Annotated in this window: 10 protein-coding genes; 3 read left to right on the top strand and 7 right to left on the bottom strand. The window is 73.1% G+C overall.

Annotation, left to right across the window (positions count from 1 at the left end; translation table 11 throughout):
* The first annotated feature begins 54 nt into the window (after nucleotides 1-54).
* Nucleotides 55-960, top strand: a complete 906-nt coding sequence (trhO, locus tag E3O41_RS01700; RefSeq protein ID WP_067026715.1) for an oxygen-dependent tRNA uridine(34) hydroxylase TrhO — start codon at nucleotides 55-57, stop codon at nucleotides 958-960.
* A gap of 86 nt (nucleotides 961-1046) precedes the next feature.
* Here the strand turns inward: trhO and E3O41_RS01695 are convergent, their stop codons facing one another.
* Nucleotides 1047-1952 (bottom strand): PfkB family carbohydrate kinase, encoded by a 906-nt coding sequence (locus tag E3O41_RS01695; protein WP_135011898.1) that lies wholly within the window; start codon nucleotides 1950-1952, stop codon nucleotides 1047-1049.
* A gap of 47 nt (nucleotides 1953-1999) precedes the next feature.
* A complete protein-coding gene (locus tag E3O41_RS01690; RefSeq protein WP_135011896.1) occupies nucleotides 2000-3157 on the bottom strand; it encodes a glycosyltransferase in 1158 nt (385 codons plus the stop codon).
* 82 nt (nucleotides 3158-3239) lie between these two features.
* Between E3O41_RS01690 and E3O41_RS01685 the strand changes: the two genes are divergently transcribed.
* Nucleotides 3240-3497, top strand: a complete 258-nt coding sequence (locus tag E3O41_RS01685) for a glutaredoxin family protein (RefSeq protein ID WP_067026709.1) — start codon at nucleotides 3240-3242, stop codon at nucleotides 3495-3497.
* 9 nt (nucleotides 3498-3506) lie between these two features.
* Here the strand turns inward: E3O41_RS01685 and E3O41_RS01680 are convergent, their stop codons facing one another.
* On the bottom strand, nucleotides 3507-3926 hold the full coding sequence (locus E3O41_RS01680; RefSeq protein WP_067026707.1) for a hypothetical protein: 420 nt from the start codon (nucleotides 3924-3926) through the stop codon (nucleotides 3507-3509).
* 71 nt (nucleotides 3927-3997) lie between these two features.
* Between E3O41_RS01680 and E3O41_RS01675 the strand changes: the two genes are divergently transcribed.
* Entirely contained in the window at nucleotides 3998-4429 is a 432-nt protein-coding gene (locus E3O41_RS01675) for a recombinase family protein (RefSeq protein ID WP_135011895.1), read from the top strand.
* A gap of 3 nt (nucleotides 4430-4432) precedes the next feature.
* Here the strand turns inward: E3O41_RS01675 and E3O41_RS01670 are convergent, their stop codons facing one another.
* The 4 genes from E3O41_RS01670 to E3O41_RS01655 all read right to left on the bottom strand — a co-directional run bounded on the left by E3O41_RS01670 (nucleotide 4433) and on the right by E3O41_RS01655 (nucleotide 15456).
* Nucleotides 4433-5221, bottom strand: a complete 789-nt coding sequence (locus E3O41_RS01670; protein WP_135012650.1) for a PP2C family protein-serine/threonine phosphatase — start codon at nucleotides 5219-5221, stop codon at nucleotides 4433-4435.
* Nucleotides 5221-6909 carry an RDD family protein gene (locus E3O41_RS01665; protein ID WP_067026701.1) on the bottom strand — a complete coding sequence of 563 codons (1689 nt, stop codon included), beginning with the start codon at nucleotides 6907-6909 and terminating at the stop codon, nucleotides 5221-5223. The genes E3O41_RS01670 and E3O41_RS01665 overlap by 1 nt, the downstream gene beginning before the upstream one ends.
* Before the next feature lie 122 nt (nucleotides 6910-7031).
* Nucleotides 7032-9077, bottom strand: a complete 2046-nt coding sequence (locus E3O41_RS01660; protein WP_135011893.1) for an acyl-CoA dehydrogenase family protein — start codon at nucleotides 9075-9077, stop codon at nucleotides 7032-7034.
* Between the two features lie 199 nt (nucleotides 9078-9276).
* A complete protein-coding gene (locus E3O41_RS01655) occupies nucleotides 9277-15456 on the bottom strand; it encodes an Ig-like domain-containing protein (RefSeq protein WP_162303957.1) in 6180 nt (2059 codons plus the stop codon).
* Nucleotides 15457-15470 lie beyond the last annotated feature (14 nt).

The following is a 15470-nucleotide window of genomic DNA, read 5'->3' as shown; positions in this document are numbered from 1 at the left end:
CGCGGCCGTCCGGCGCCGGGCGAGCGATCAGGGCGCCCGCCGTAGCCTGGAGGCATGCCGGCGAAGATCCTGCTCTACTACGTGTTCACGCCGATCGCGGACCCCGAGGCGGTGCGGCTGTGGCAGCGCGATCTGTGCGAGCTGCTCGGTCTGCGCGGGCGGATCCTCGTCTCGGAGCACGGCCTGAACGGGACGGTCGGCGGCGACATGGCCGCGCTCAAGACGTACGTGCGCAAGACCAAGCAGTACGCGCCGTTCAAGGACATCGAGTTCAAGTGGTCCAGCGGCACCGGGCTCGACGACGAGGGCCGCAGCCTCGACTTCCCGCGCCTGTCGGTGAAGGTGCGCGACGAGATCGTGTCGTTCGGCGCACCGGACGAGCTGCAGGTGGACGAGAACGGCGTCGTCGGCGGCGGCACGCACCTGAAGCCGGGCGAGCTGCACAAGCTCGTGGAGTCGCGCGACGACGTGGTGTTCTTCGACGGCCGCAATGCGTTCGAGGCCGAGATCGGCCGCTTCAAGGGCGCGATCGTGCCCGACGTCGAGACGACGCGCGACTTCGTCGCCGAGCTCGACTCCGGCCGCTACGACCACCTCAAGGACAAGCCGGTGGTCACCTACTGCACAGGCGGGATCCGCTGCGAGGTGCTCTCGAGCCTCATGGTGTCGCGCGGGTTCCAGGAGGTGTACCAGCTCGACGGCGGCATCGTCCGCTACGGCGAGACGTTCGGCAACACCGGCCTGTGGGAGGGCTCGCTCTACGTGTTCGACGGCCGCGAGTCGATGACCTTCGGCGAAGGTGCCGCGACGATCGGCCGGTGCGTCTCGTGCGGCGCGGCGGAGGATCGCATGGTCAACTGCGCCGACGACGACTGCCGCGCGCGGGTCGTCCTGTGCGCGGCGTGCGGGGAGCGCGCCGCCTGCGCCAAGCACGCGGCCGCGATGGCTTCCCGAGCGTAGGGGATCGGCCCGAGGGAGGGCGATCCGGGGAGCACGGTCCGATGTCGGGCCGACGCCCTACCGTCGGCAGGCGCGCAGCGGGCGCGTCAGGCCAGCAGCTCCTCGACCTCCGCCGCCGTCGGCACCGCGGCCTGGGCGCCCACGCGCGTGACCGCGATGGCGGCGGCCGCCGCACCGGCGTGGGCCGCGGCGGCGAGCGCCTCCAGCGAGAGCGGGCCGCGCCCGAGCCGCGCGGCGAGGACGCCGCAGAACGTGTCTCCGGCGCCCGTGGTGTCCACCGGGTCGACGGGGAACGCCGGCACGATGGCCCTTTCGGCGCCGACCGCGATGAGCGAGCCCGCCGCGCCGAGGGTCACGACGAGCGCCGGCACCCGGGCGCTGAGCGCGTCCACGGCGGCGTCGCGATCGGTCACGCCCGCGATGTCGATCAGCTCGTGCTCGTTGACGATCAGCACGTCCACGAGCGGCAGCACGCGATCGGCGGCGTCGAGCAGCGGGGCCGAGGGCGCCGCGTTGAGCACGAACAGGGCGCCCTCACCCCGCGCCTCCGCGGCCGCGACGACGAGGTCGATCGGGATCTCCAGCTGCGCGGCGATGACGTCGGCGCCCGCGACGAGCGCGCGCTGGGCGTCGGCCAGCGCCGTGAGCGACTGATTGGCGCCGGGGACCACGATGATCGAGTTCTCGGCGTCGTCCGACACGGCGATGAGCGCCACGCCGCTGGGCGCCTCGTCGCGGGAGAGCCCCGACACGTCGATGCCGTCGTCCTCGAGCCAGGCGCGCAGCTGGGCGCCGTCGGCGTCGTCGCCGACCGCGCCGATGAAGGCGGTCGGCACCCCGCCGGCGCGCGCCGCCGCGACCGCCTGGTTGGCGCCCTTGCCGCCGCCGCCGCGCGACGACCCCGACGCCAGGAGCGTCTCCCCCGGACCCGGAATGCGCGGCACCCGCGCGACGACATCCATGTTGATGGAGCCGACCACTGCGACAGTCATCCCCCCATCCTCGCAAACCCGCGCGGGCGGGCGCGCATCGGGGCGGTTCAGCGGCCCCGCTCGTCCTCGAGCTGCTGCAGGATCCGCACCGCACCGGTGTCGGTCGCCAGCTCGGCCGGGCGGCGCGGCCGGTACACCACGAGCGAATGGAACACGAAGCGGGCGAGGAAGGCGATCGCCAGGGTGATCGCGGTCGCCAGCACGCTGGAGATGTGCCAGGTCTCGACCATGAGCGCCATGAGCGGGATGCGGATCGCGGCCTCGACGTTGTTGAACGTGAAGGAGGTCGCAAAGCGCTGCCAGAACCCGGCGGCCTGGCCCTTCATGTCGGCGAACACGAAGCGCTCCTGCAGCAGGAAGTTCGCCACGATCGTCGTCTCGGCCGCCGCGATCGCCGCCCACACGTAGTCCATGCCGAGCGACGTCAGCGCCCACACGATGCCGATGTTCGCCACGGCACCTGCCGCGCCGATGAGGGCGAAGATGCTCATCTTGCCGAAGCGCAGCCGCCCCAGGTGCGCGAGGAACGCGGCGCCCTGGCGGAGGGTGGCCTTGGAGATGCCGTCGCGGCGACGATCGAACCGCATCGGGATCTCGGCGGTGCGGTGATCGCCGCGGGCGAGGATCTCCAGCAGGATCTTGAAGCCGTTCGGCCGCAGGGCCGCGAGGTCGACCCGGCGGCGGTCGACGAGGAAGAAGCCGGTCATCGGATCGCTCACGCCGTGCAGGCGCCGCGGGAACATGGCCTTGGTCACGGCGGTGGACACGCGCGAGACCGCCACCCGCAGGCGCGTCCCGAGCCCCTCGCCGTCGCCGCCGTGCACGTAGCGCGAGGCGAGCACGACGTCCACGCCGCCCTCCTCGAAGCGCTCCAACAGCCGCGGCAGCAGCGCCGGCGGGTGCTGCAGGTCGCCGTCCATGACGATGCACACCTCGGCGCCCGCGGCCGCGAGACCCGCGGTGACGGCGCCGCCCAGGCCGCCGTCGCGCGCTCCGCGGGGACGATGCAGCACGCGCACGGGCAGGCCGGCGGTGGCGGCCACGCGGGCGATCTCGGCCGGGGTGTCGTCGTCGCTGTCGTCGACGAACAGGACCTCGGCCGACCGGCCCGCGAGGGCCGCGGTGATCAGCGCGACGAGGGGCGCGACGTTCGGACTCTCGTCGCGCGTGGGGACGATGACCGTCACCTCGGGAGCGGGGCGCACCCCTCCATCGTTTCATGCACCGCGGGTCCCGCGCGCTCCGCGGGACGGCGCCGGTGCTCCGCGGCGCGCGTAACCTGGAAGCATGACCACCTCCCGCGAGATCACCATGTTCGGTGCCGAGTGGTGCCGCGACTGCCGCCGCACCAAGGCGCAGCTCGACGAGCTCGGCGTCGCCTACACCTACGTCGACCTCGAGGCCGACCCGGCCGCCGCCGACGTCGCCAAGGAGATCTCGGGCCGCACGAACATCCCCGTCGTGGTCTACCCCGACGCGACGCACCACGTCGAGCCCAGCAACGCCGACGTCGAGGCGAAGCTGCGCGAGCTCAGCCTGATCTGACGCGCGCGGTCAGCGCGAGCCGACGCGCTCGCGATCGCGCTTGCGGCGCACCGCGATGCGCCCGTTGATGATCGCGAGCACGCCCAGCGCGATGATCCCCAGCTGGGCGAGCATCATCATCACGGCGAGCGTCGCCTCCGTGCCGTCGTCCGCGCCGATCAGCCCGACCAGGCACCACAGCACGCCCAGGCCGCCGATCACTGCGACGATCCACCCGGCCACGACCTGTGCCGTCGTGGCCCCGGTCCCCCACGTGAAGCGCTTGCCCGGTGCAAGCACCTGCATCCAGCGGTCGTCCCAGGCGTGGCCGTTCCACCAGCGCAGCTGCGCCTCCACGCCCGCGTACGGGTAGAACCCCGCCGGCGGCCCGCCCTGAGGCGGTCCGGCCGGCCCCGGCGGCTGCTGCGGCGGAAGGCTCGGCGTCGTCATGCTCGGATCGTATCGTCCCCGTGTCGCTCAGGCGGGCGCGGCACAATAGAGTACGGACGAAGGGGGATCGCATGGTCGACATGATCGATGCGGAGCCGGACGCGCGGCACGCGCACACCGCCGCCGAATGCCCGCAGTGCTTCGTCGAGCTCCAGCGCGATCGCGACTGGTGGCAGGCGAAGCCCCAGGGCGCGCGGCTGGTCGGGCTGGTCGTGGCCCGCGACGACATGCCGTCGATCGTGCAGCAGCGGGCCGATCTTGCGGCCTTCGGCGTGCCGATCGACGGGTTCCGTCACCCCGCCCCCGACATCCTCGAGACGTGGGAGCAGCGGCTCGCACGCCTGATCAACACCCTGCGCCCCGGCGACGTGCTGGTGGTGACCGACATCCGCGCGCTCGGGCGCGATGTCGCCGAGGGCACTCGGACGGTCGCGGCGCTCGGCCGCAAGGGCATCGTCGTCAAGGTGCTCAGCCACGGGGCGCGGCACCTGCACGACGCCTGAGGCTCAGCCCGCGACGGACTCGCGGGGCCGGGTGTCCTCGTCGATCACCTCGTGCGACATGCGCGGCGAGACGGCCACCGCATCGACGACCACGGCGGTGATGTTGTCCCGGCCGCCGTGCTCGAGCGCCTCGAGGACCAGCCGATCGGCCGCGGCCTGCGGCTTGGCCTCGCCCCGCAGGATCACGGCGATCCGGTCGCGGCTGAGCTCGTTCGACATGCCGTCGGAGCACACGAGCATGCGGTCGCCGCGCGCGGCGGGAAGCATCCAGTAGTCGGCGTGGGCGCTGCTGCCGGCGCCCATGGCCCGGGTGATCACGTTGCGGCGCCGGTCGCGCGCGGCCTCCTCGGGAGAGATCTGGCCCGCGTCGAGGAGCTCCTGCACCACCGAGTGGTCCACGCTGATCTGCTCGAGCACGCCGCCGCGCATCCGGTAGACGCGGGAGTCGCCGAGGTTGATGGCGAGCCAGTAGCCGGCGCCGTCGACCTCGGTCACGATCACGCCGGCGAACGTTGTGCCGGCGCCGCGGTCGCGCGCGGCCGAGATGCGGTCGACCTGGCCGCGCGCCCGCTCGAACGCGTCACGCGCCTCGTCGACGCTGAGCGACGCGCGCCCCACGAGCGGCAGGAAGGCCTCGATGGCGGTGGCCGAGGCGATCTCGCCGCGGTCGTGCCCGCCCATGCCGTCGGCCACGAGGAACAGCGGCGCCTCGGCCAGGTGGGAGTCTTCGTTGAGCGAGCGGCGCGCACCCACGTGCGTGGCGGCCCCGCCCTCGACCAGGATCGGCTTCATCACGTGATCGCCTCGATCGTGACCTCGCGATCGCCCATTTGGAGCGTGTCGCCCGTCTCCAGGCGGATGCGCTCCCCGGGGGTGATCTTCTGACGCTGACCGCCCCGGACGATCTCGACGCCGTTGGTCGAGTGGCGATCGGTGACCCAGGCGCCGTGCTCGTCGACGTCGACCTCGAAGTGGGTCTTCGACAGCGACAGGCTCTCGTCGCGCACGGCGATCGCCTCGACCCCCTCCACGGGGGCGGGGTTGCGGCCGAAGACGGTGCGCAGGCTCACCACGTGACGGATGTCGTCGTCCCACACGAGCACCGCCCGCTTGAGCTCGGGGCGGCGCTGCACGATCACGGTGTCGTCCGAGACCTCGTCGGCGGGCAGCGGCGGGACCGCGGGACGGTCCTCCGTGATGCCGGGCACGAACGAGATCACCGCATCGTTGCTCAGCGGCGACGGCTCCGGCGTCTGCTGCGGGTACGACGCGGTGATCGGCGCCGAGAACGCGGGCGGCACGATCGTGGCGAACGGGTCGACGGGGGCGGGCTCGGCGGCCGGCGCCGGGGCGGGCGCGGCGGCCGCGGGGCCGGGACCGAACGACGGCGCGGGCGGCATCGCGGGAGCGGGCGGCATCGGAGGCGCCGGCGGGTAGGCCGGGCCCGGCTGCGGCGCAGCGTACGACGGCGCGGCCGGCGCCGGGGCGTAGGGGTCCGCGGTGGGCGCGGGAGCGTAGGGGTCGGCGGCCGGTGCCGGAGCGTACGGGTCGGCGGCCGGCGCCGGGGCGTACGGGTCCGCGGCCGGCGCCGCGGCGTACGGGTCCGCGGCGGGCGCGGGGGTGGACGACGTCGCCTCGGGGAGGATCGTCGCGTACGGATCGACGGTCGGCGCGGGCCAGGCGGGCGCCTCGGGCGCTGCCGGGTGCGCCTGGGTCGCGCCGTCGGCCTGCGGGGCGGGCGACTGCTGCGGCCGCCCGTCGAGCACGATCGCGCCGACGGCCTTGTCGTGCCAGCCCTGGTTGCGACCGGTCTTGTCGAAGAGGATCGAGAAGAAGCCGAGTCCGAACACGATGCCGGTGACGCCGAGCACGACGTTGCGCAGCAGCGCCTTGCCGAAGCCGATGGGTGCCCCGGTGTCGAGGCTCGCGATGCGGATCCGCTGCGCCCGTGCGCCGACCGATCCGTCCTTGCCCTGCATCCCGCTGTAGACGAGCGCCCACGCCAAGAGCGCGACGTACATGAGGCCGAGCACGATCGTGCCCGCCGTGAGGTCCACCGCGAACGTGACGGCGGTGGCGATGAGGATGAACGCGAGGGCGATGCCGAAGATGATCGCCGCATCGATGAGGTACGCCGCGACGCGCTTGCCCTGCGGCGCCGGGGTGCCGGTAAGCGGCGGCAGCGGAGCCGGCGCAGCGTACGCCTGGTACAGCTGGCCGTAGTGGCCGGCGGCGGCCGGGTCGGGCATCGCGTAGGGCTGCGGCGCGTAACCGGGAACCTGCTCCTGCGGGTACGGCTGCCCGTAGGGATTCGCGTGCTGGGGCGGGTTCGCCGGCTGGGGCGGCGCGGGAGGCACGGCGCCCGGGAACGGCTGCTGGCCGTACGGCTGCGCGGCCGGCTCCGGCCAGGGCGCGGAGGGACCCTGCGGCTGCTGCGCGTACGGATCCTGTCCGTAGCCCGGGTACTGCGGCGTGCTCATTCCCCTATCCTCCCGCAACGTCGATGCGCGCGCATGTGTGTCGGGCCCCGTGGCATGGGCAGAAGTCCCCAGGAAGCCGAAACGGCCCCCGCCCGAGGGGGCGAGGGCCGTTTCGGGTGCGCTCAGCGCTTGGGCGGCTTGGGCTCCTTCTTCGGCGCCTTGCCGGTGGCGGCGAGCGTCGCGTAGTACTGCGCGGCCTCGTCCTGACGGGCCTGCTCGGCGCCCGAGGCGATGGGCGCGCGCACGTGCTCGGGCTCGTAGCCGAACGCGTCGACGAGATCCTGCGCGTGCGGCCGCAGCCGCGCGCAGAGACGGTCGATGTAGCGGGTCACCGCGGCGGCGCGCTGGGTCGACAGGCGGCCGTTGATGATGTGCCACGCCAGGTGCTTCTCGATCAGGCCGAGCCCGAACAGGTCGCGCAGCCAGGTGAGCACCTGCTTGGTGCCCGCGTCCTCGATCCGCTCGAGCGCATCGGTGAACGCCTCCCACTGCAGCAGCTCGGCGTGGGCGCGCGCGGCTTCGATGAGGTCGTTCTGGTTCTCGTTGAACAGGTCGGACGCCTCGGCGGGGCCCATCTTGGCGCCCGCGCGCAGCCGGCCGGCGACGTCGGCGACCATCGCCTGCACGCGGTCGGCGAGCAGCTGGTGCTGGTCCTTGCCGCGCAGGCCGAGCTCGACCGAGCGGGCCGTCGAGCCGAGGTCGGCGACGGCCTGGCCGAGGCGACGCAGGCCCGCGCCGTGGAAGAGGCGGCCGGCGGTCTGGCCGGCGACGAGCGCCGCGAGCTCCGCGGGCTGCTTGCCCTTGAACTGCTTGGCGTAGTCGCCCAGCAGGCGCTTGCCGACCAGCTGCAGCAGCACGTTGTTGTCGCCCTCGAAGGTCACGTAGACGTCGAGGTCGCTGCGCAGGCCCACGATCCGGTTCTCCGCGAGGAAGCCCGATCCGCCGCACGCCTCGCGGCACTCCTGCAGCGAGTCGAGGGCGTGCCAGGTCGAGAGCGCCTTGAGCCCGGCCGCGAGCGTCTCGAGGTCCTGACGGCTCTCCTCGGTGTCGTTGGCGCCGCTGAAGACCGAGTCGAACTTCTGCAGCAGCTCGTCGTGCGCGAAGGCCTGGGCGTAGGTGGTGGCCAGCAGCGGCAGCAGCCGGCGCTGGTGGCGGCCGTAGTCGAGCAGCACGGTCTCGCCGGCACCGTTGTCGAACTGGCGGCGCTGGTTGCCGTAGGTGATCGCGATGTAGAGGCCGAGCGCCGACCCCCACGTGGCGGCGCCGTCGAGCGAGACGCGGCCCTGCACGAGCGCGCCGAGCATCGTGAAGAAGCGGCGTCCGGGGCTGGCGATCGGGCTGGAGTAGGTGCCGTCGGGGGCGACGTCGCCGTAGCGGTTGAGCAGGTGGTCGCGCGGGATGCGCACGTTGTCGAAGTGCAGGCGGCCGTTGTCGATGCCGTTGAGGCCGCCCTTGGGGCCGTCGTCCTCGCCGCCCACGCCCGGCAGGAACTCGCCGTTCTCGTCGCGGATCGGCACGAAGAAGCAGTGGACGCCGTAGTTGACACCGCCCGTGATCAGCTGCGCGAAGACCGTGGCCGCGCGGCCGTGCAGCGCCGCGTTGCCGAGGTAGTCCTTCCAGGCGCCGCGGAACGGCGTGTGGATGACGAACTCCTCGGTCTGGGGGTCGTAGGTGGCGGTGGTGCCGATCGCCTGCACGTCGGAGCCGTGGCCGGTCTCGGTCATCGCGAAGGCGCCGGGCAGGCGCATCTCGCCCGCGTCGCGCAGCCAGCGGTCGTGGTGGGTCTTGGTGCCCAGCTGCAGGATCGCCGAGGCGAACAGGCCCCACTGCACGCCCGATTTGATCTGCAGGCTCGGGTCGGCGAGCACGAGCTCCTGGAAACCGGCGAGGTTGCCGCCCTGGTTGGCGATCCCGCCGTACTCCTTCGGATAGGCGCGCATCGAGGCGCCGTGCTGGACCAACAGATCGAGCTGCGCCAGCGTGCGCTCGCGGTGCTCGGTCATCGGCTGCCCCTCGATGCGCCAGAACGCGGGGTCCTTGATCATCTCGCGCGCCTCGCGGCGGATGTCGGCCCACGTGCCCAGCAGGGCGTCGTTGACGACGGAGACGTCGATCCGAGCGTCGGAGTGCTCGGTGTGATCGATCGGACGGACCACGGTGTCAGCCATGCAGAACCTCTTTCAGACGCGCTCGTGACGCGGTCATGGGATGACTCCCACGTTAGGGAATCCACACACGCAGGTCACGGGCGTTGTCGAGTCTGCACAGCCGACGGCGGCCACGGCGCGTCGACGGGTTGTGTGCGCGGCACAGGCACATGGCAAGCGGGCCGGGGGATCGTTCCCCCGGCCCGCTCCGCTCGCGGGGTCAGTCCCGCTCCTGGCCCGCCCGCAGCCGGCGTGTGGTGAGCATCAGCCCGGCGCCGAGCATCAGCACGAGCAGGGCGATCGTCGCCGTCGCGCCCGCGTCGACACCGGTCGCCGGCAGACCGCCGGCCCCGGCGGCCGATGCCTCGACCACCCGGAACTCGATGTCGACCGACCCCGACACCGCGCCCTCCATCACCAGGTGGTGCAGTCCCAGCTCCTCGTCGGCGGGGATCACCCAGGTGGCGTGGAGCTCGCCGTTCGCGTCGGCGGTGAAGGTGCCGAGCACGTGGGGCGTGGAGTGGACGGTGACCGTCACGGTCTCGCCGGGCTCGAAGCCGTAGCCGATGCCGTGCTGCTCCTGGCCGCGCTCGACGACGGGCTCGCGGATCCAGATCCGCAGCGGGGCATCGCCCTCACCCGGCTCCACGACCACCACGTCGATCACGACCGGGTCGGAGGCCGGCGAGACGTTGCCCGCCGGGTCGGTCTGGGTCGCGACGATCGTGTGCTGGCCCTGGCCGAGCGGCGCCGTCGGCGTCACGCTCCAGGTGCCGTCGCTGCCGACGACCGTCTCGTACGAGGTCTCGTTGCCGTCCTCGTCCGTGATGACCACCTCGACGGTCGCGCCCGGCTCGCCCGTGCCCTCGATGACGGGGGTGGGGTCGGTGACCTCATCGCCGTCGGCGGGGCTCGTGATCACCGGGGCGGCCGGCGCGACGCTGTCGACCGTGATGATCACCGGGTTCGACTCGGGCGAGACGTTGCCGAGCGCGTCCTCCTGCGTGGCGGTGAAGGTGTGCGTGCCCTCGTCCAGCGGCTGGTCGGGCGTGACCGACCAGGTGCCGTCCTCGTCCACCACGTCCGTGCCGATGACCGTGCCGCCCTGATCCGTCACCGTGACCGTGGAGCCCGGGGTGCCGGTCCCCTCGATCGTCGGCGTGGTGCCGTTCGTGGCCGTGCCGCTCTCGGGCGAGGTGATGACCGGTGCCGCCTCGCTCGTGTCGACGGTGAAGCCGACCGGCGCGGACGCCGGCGACTCGTTGCCGAACGCGTCGGCCTGCGTCGCGGTCACGGTGTGCGGGCCGTCGTCGAGCGGCGTCGTGGGCGTGAAGGTCCACGTGCCGCCGGGGCCCACGACGGTCGTGCCGACGACCTCGCCGTCGATCGTGACCTCGACCGTGGCGCCGATCTCACCCGTGCCGACGATCGTCGGGGTGTCGTCGCCGACCACGGCGCCGGGCGCGGGGGCGGTGATCGCCGGCGCGGCCGGGGCGGTCGCGTCGACCACGAAGTCGACCGTCGTGGGACCGGACGGGTTGCCGGCCTCATCCTCCTGGATGACCTCGACCGTCGCGGGCCCATCGGGCAGCGGCGTCTCGGGGGTGTACGTCCAGGTGCCGTCCTCGCACGGGACCTCGACCGGGGTGCCGCCGTTGATCGTGATGATCACGGTGGCGCCGTCCTCGCACTCGCCCTCGAACGTCGGGGTCGGGCCGACGGTCTCGCCCGGGTCGGGCTCGGTCACGGTCGGCGGCGCCGGCGGCGTCGCGTCGAGCGTGAACGCGACCGGACCGGCCGTGCTCGTGTTCGTGTCGGCGTCGGTCGCGGTGGCCGAGACCTCGTACTCGCCGTCGGGGAGCGCCGCCGCGTCCACCGTCCAGGTGCCCTCGGGGCCGACCTCGGCCGGACCCTCCCAGGCGACGCCGCCGGTGACGACGTCGCGGATGACGACGACGACGGAGACGACGGTCTCGGGCTCCGACACCGTGCCCGCGATCGTCGGCGTGCTGTCGTTCGTCAGCTCGCCCGGGGTCGGCTCGGTGATGGCCAGCGCCGGGCCGGTCGTGTCGATCACGAACGCGCCCTCGTCGGTGCTGGTGTTGCCGGCGAGGTCCATCGCGCTCGCCGTCACGGCGTACTCCCCGTCGGACAGCGTCGCCGCGTCGATGCTCCACGTGCCGCCGGTGACGACCGCGGTGCCCTGGAAGACGACCTCGTCCGCGTCATCGGTGATCACCACGTAGACCGTGGCGTCGGGGTCGTCCACCGTGCCCTCGATCGTCGGGGTGACGTCGGTGAGGCTTTCGCCCTCGATGGGAGCGGTGATCGCAACGATGGGGGCGACCGTGTCGACGGTGAAGCCCACCGTGTCGGCCGGCGAGACGTTGCCGCCCGCGTCGGTCTGCGTGGCCTCGGCCGTGGCCGGGCCGTCGACGAGCTCGTCGGTGACGGGCACGCTCCACGAGCCGCCCGCGCCAACGACCGTCGTGTAGGTGTACTCGTTGCCGCCCGCGTCGGACACGACGACCTGGATCGTCGCGCCTTCCTCGCCGGTGCCCTCGATCGTCGGCGTGGCCGTGACCAGGTCGCCCTCCTCGGGGCTCGTGATCTCGGGAGCGCCCGGCGCCGTGCGGTCGACCGTGAAGCCGACGGCCTCGGACGGCTCGGACTCGTTGTCGGCCGCGTCGAACGCCGTCGCAACCGCGGAGTACGCGCCCTCACCCAGTGCGCCCGCGTCCACCGACCAGGTGCCACCGGTGACGGGCACGTCCGCGAACGTGGTCGTCGTGCCGCCGGGGTTGGTGAGCACCACCGTCACGCTCGTGGCGCCCGCCGGGGCGGTGCCCGCGATCGTCACGGTCCCGGCGTTCGTCGACGAGCCGTCCTCCGGAGCGGTGATCACCGGCGCGGCGGTGGCGGTCCGGTCGACCGTGAAGCCGACGGCCTCCGACGGCTCGGACTCGTTGTCGGCGGCATCGAACGCCGTCGCGACCGCGGAGTGCGCGCCCTCGCCCAGCGCGCCCGCGTCCACCGACCAGGTGCCGCCGGTGACGGGGACGTCGTCGAGGGTCGTCGACGTGCCGTCCGGGTTGGTCAGCACCACCGTGACGCTCGTGGCGCCCGCCGGGGCCGTGCCCTCGATCGTGATCGTCTCGGCGTTCGTGGACGAGCCGTCCTCCGGAGCCGTGATCACCGGCGCGGCCGTCGCGGTGCGATCCACCGTGAAGCCGACGGCCTCGGACGGCTCCGACTCGTTGTCGGCCGCGTCGAACGCCGTCGCGACCGCGGAGTACGTGCCCTCCCCGAGCGCACCCGCGTCCACCGACCAGACGCCGCCGGTGACGGGGACGTCCGCGAGGGTCGTCGTGCTCAGGTCCGGGTTGGTGAGCACCACGGTGACGGTGACGGCGCCGGCCGGGGCGGTGCCCTCGATCGTGACCGTCTCGGCGTTCGTCGACGTGCCGTCCTCCGGAGCCGTGATCACCGGCGCGGCGGTCGCCGTGCGATCCACCGTGAAGTCCGCCGGGGTCGACGGCTCGGAGTCGTTGCCCGCGGCGTCGAACGCCGTGGCGACCGCGGAGTACGCGCCCTCCGCGAGCGCACCGGCGTCGACCGACCACGCGCCGTCCGTCACGGGGACGGAGGCGAAGGTCGTGGTCGTGCCGTCGGGGTTCGCGAGCACCACCGTGACACTCGTGGCGTCGGCGGGAGCCGTTCCGGTGATCGTCACCGTCGCGGCATTCGTCGACGAGCCGTCCGCGGGCGCCGTGATTGCGGGGGCGTCGGGAGCGGTCGCGTCGACGGTGAAGCCCACCGGCTCCGACGGCGCCGACTCGTTGCCCGCCTCGTCGAAGGCGGTGGCCGTCACCACATAGTCCCCGTCGGTCAGCTCGGAGGATTCGATCGTCCAGGCCCCGTCCGTGACGGGCAGGCCCGTGAGCACGATCGGGTCGCCCACCGGCGCACCGGTGTCGTCGACCGGCTGGATCGACACCTCCACGGACACCGCGTCGTCCGGGGCGGTGCCGGCGATCGTCGGCGTGTTGTCGCTCGTGAGGTCGCCCTCCTCGGGCGACGTGATCACCGGCGCGGCGGGCGCGGTGGCGTCGACGGAGAAGCCGACCGGGGCCGAGGGCTCGGAGTCGTTGCCCGCGGCGTCGAAGGCGGTGGCGGTGGCCACGTAGTCCCCGTCGGGCAGCTCGGAGGAGTCGATCGTCCAGGCCCCGTCCGTGACGGGCACGTCGGCGAGCACGATCGGGTCGCCGACCGGCGCACCGCTGCCGTCGACCGGCTGGACCGACACGTCCACGCTCACCGCGTCGTCCGGGGCGGTGCCCGCGATCGTCGGCGTGTTGTCGGCGAGCAGATCGCCCTCGTCGGGCGTGGTGATCACCGGCGCCTCGGGCGCCACCGTGTCGATGGTGAATGTGACCGGCGCGGAGGCCTCGGAGGTCTCCGTCCCGAGCGTCTGCGTCGCCGTGATCGTGTAGGTGCCGTCAGGCAGCGCCGCGGTGTCGAAGCTCCAGCCGCCATCGGGCTGGACGACCGCGGTGCCGAGCTCCTGTCCCCCGGAGGTGGTCACGGTGACGGTCGCGCCCTCGTAGCCGGTGCCCGAGATCGTCGGCGTGACGTCGCTCGTGACCGAGCCGTTGGCCGGGGTCGTGATGACGGGGGCCGGCAGCACCGCGCTGGCGCGGACGGTCGACGAGGCGAGATCCACGTTCGCGGCGGGATCGCCGGCCAGCAGCTGCGGCAGCAGCTCCACGCTGAGCGCATTCACGGTGAACGAGTCCGTGATCCCCTCGCGGCTGAGGTTGCCGTCAAGTCCGGTCTCCTGCTCGTTGATCGTGATGCTCGCCACCTGCGCGAGGACGCCGCTGAGCACCGGGTCGAGCGTGCTCAGCACCGGGGCGATGAGGCCGTTGAGCGTCGTCGTCAGCCCCGAGCCGATCGTCGTGAGCAGGCCGGCGATGGTCGGCTGCAGCGTGGTGAGGATGAGCGGGACGACGGTGTTCGTCAGGGTGCCCACCAGCCCGTTGATCGCCGGGTTGATCAGCGTGTCCAGCAGGGCGCCGATCGCGCCGAGGTCGAGGTCGGGCAGGAGCGCGGACGCCACGTTGATCGTGGGCTGTCCGGGCATCGTGCCGGCCAGCTGGCCCAGGGTCGTCGTGATCGTCGCGTCGACCGTGGCCACCTCGGTGACGCCGCCGAGCAGGAAGCCGAGGTCGACCGAGAGCGTGGTGTCGAGATCGATGACGACCTCGAGGTTGTTCAGCACGCCCTGGACGGCGGTGGTGACGCGCTCGGTGAGCGTGCCGAGGGCCTCGGTGACGGCGCCCGTGATCAGGCCGATCGTCGAGGCGCTGAGGAGCTCCGTGTTCGGGCCGAGGTCGCTCAGGCCCTGCCCATAGGCGGCGAAGGCGAGCTGGTCAGCGTTGACGAAGATGTCGCCGTTGCGCAGGTCGATCGACACCAGGCCGGCCTCGTCCTGCAGCGGGGTGTCGAGGATGCCCTCCGCCAGGCCGGCGAGCGCGGCGTCCGCGCCGTTGACCTGCAGGGTGAGGGAGTCGACCGCCACGAGCGCGCCGAGCAGGCCGTTGATGGTGGTGGTGAGGCCGTCGAGCGTGGTGTCGATGACCCCGCCGTCGCCGAGCGCGGCGTTGAGGGTCGCCCCGACACCGGTGATCGCGTTCGTCACCTGCGGCGTGAGGCCGGCCACCAGCGGGCTGCTGAGCGCCAGCTGCGCGTCGGCGATCATGTAGTCCGACGTGTAGTCGACCGCGCCGGTCGCCGGGTCGCCCGTCGCCGTGGCGGTCGACGCGATGGCGCCGAGGGTCACGCTGAACGCGTCGAGGATCTGATCGGTCAGCCCGTCGACGCCCGCCTGGGCGAGCACGTCGGTGAGGTTGATCGTCGACTGCCCGTAGATGCCGGGGTCAGCGGGGTCGAGATCGATCGCGCCATCGGCCGTGACCGCTCCGGCGCTGGCGGTGGAGGTGTTGCCCGTCGGGGACGCGGCGTAGGAGCTCACCGCGCCGAGCTCGCCGAGGTCCAGCAGCCCGTCGCCGCCGGGCCCGCTGATGAGCGGGAGACCGATGCCGCCGCCGAGGCTCAGGGTGATCCCGTTGAGGGCGCCGAGGTTGAGGGGCGTGGGCTCTTCATCGGGGTCGCTGGGGTAGCCGGTCCAGGCCGTGGACGCCTCGAGCAGGTCCGGAGTGAGCAGGTCGACGGCCACGACCTGGCCGAGCGCCTCGGACTCGTCGCTCACGGCCGCGACGGCCGCGGTGCCCCCGACGAAGAGCGAGGCGGCGGTGACCGAGGCGGTGACCGCGAGGGCCCGTCTGCCGATCCTCGAGCTCGCTCCGCGGGCGTTCCGACGTGAACTGAATCCGGCCATGTGACAACCCCTTG

Origin of the sequence: Microbacterium sediminis (genome assembly GCF_004564075.1) — a bacterium.
Lineage (GTDB): Bacteria > Actinomycetota > Actinomycetes > Actinomycetales > Microbacteriaceae > Microbacterium > Microbacterium sediminis.
The sequence above is the reverse complement of the archived record's forward strand: the minus strand, read 5'-3'. Positions and strand labels throughout refer to the sequence as shown.

Bases quoted from the DNA above. Each gene is read 5' to 3' on its own strand.
- E3O41_RS01675 (WP_135011895.1), top strand. From the start codon at position 3,998: ATGGTCGACATGATCGATGCGGAGCCGGACGCGCGGCACGCGCACACC.
- E3O41_RS01665 (WP_067026701.1), bottom strand. From the start codon at position 6,909: ATGAGCACGCCGCAGTACCCGGGCTACGGACAGGATCCGTACGCGCAG.
- E3O41_RS01685 (WP_067026709.1), top strand. From the start codon at position 3,240: ATGACCACCTCCCGCGAGATCACCATGTTCGGTGCCGAGTGGTGCCGC.
- E3O41_RS01670 (WP_135012650.1), bottom strand. From the start codon at position 5,221: ATGAAGCCGATCCTGGTCGAGGGCGGGGCCGCCACGCACGTGGGTGCG.
- trhO (WP_067026715.1), top strand. From the start codon at position 55: ATGCCGGCGAAGATCCTGCTCTACTACGTGTTCACGCCGATCGCGGAC.
- E3O41_RS01680 (WP_067026707.1), bottom strand. From the start codon at position 3,926: ATGACGACGCCGAGCCTTCCGCCGCAGCAGCCGCCGGGGCCGGCCGGA.
- E3O41_RS01655 (WP_162303957.1), bottom strand. From the start codon at position 15,456: ATGGCCGGATTCAGTTCACGTCGGAACGCCCGCGGAGCGAGCTCGAGG.
- E3O41_RS01695 (WP_135011898.1), bottom strand. From the start codon at position 1,952: ATGACTGTCGCAGTGGTCGGCTCCATCAACATGGATGTCGTCGCGCGG.
- E3O41_RS01660 (WP_135011893.1), bottom strand. From the start codon at position 9,077: ATGGCTGACACCGTGGTCCGTCCGATCGATCACACCGAGCACTCCGAC.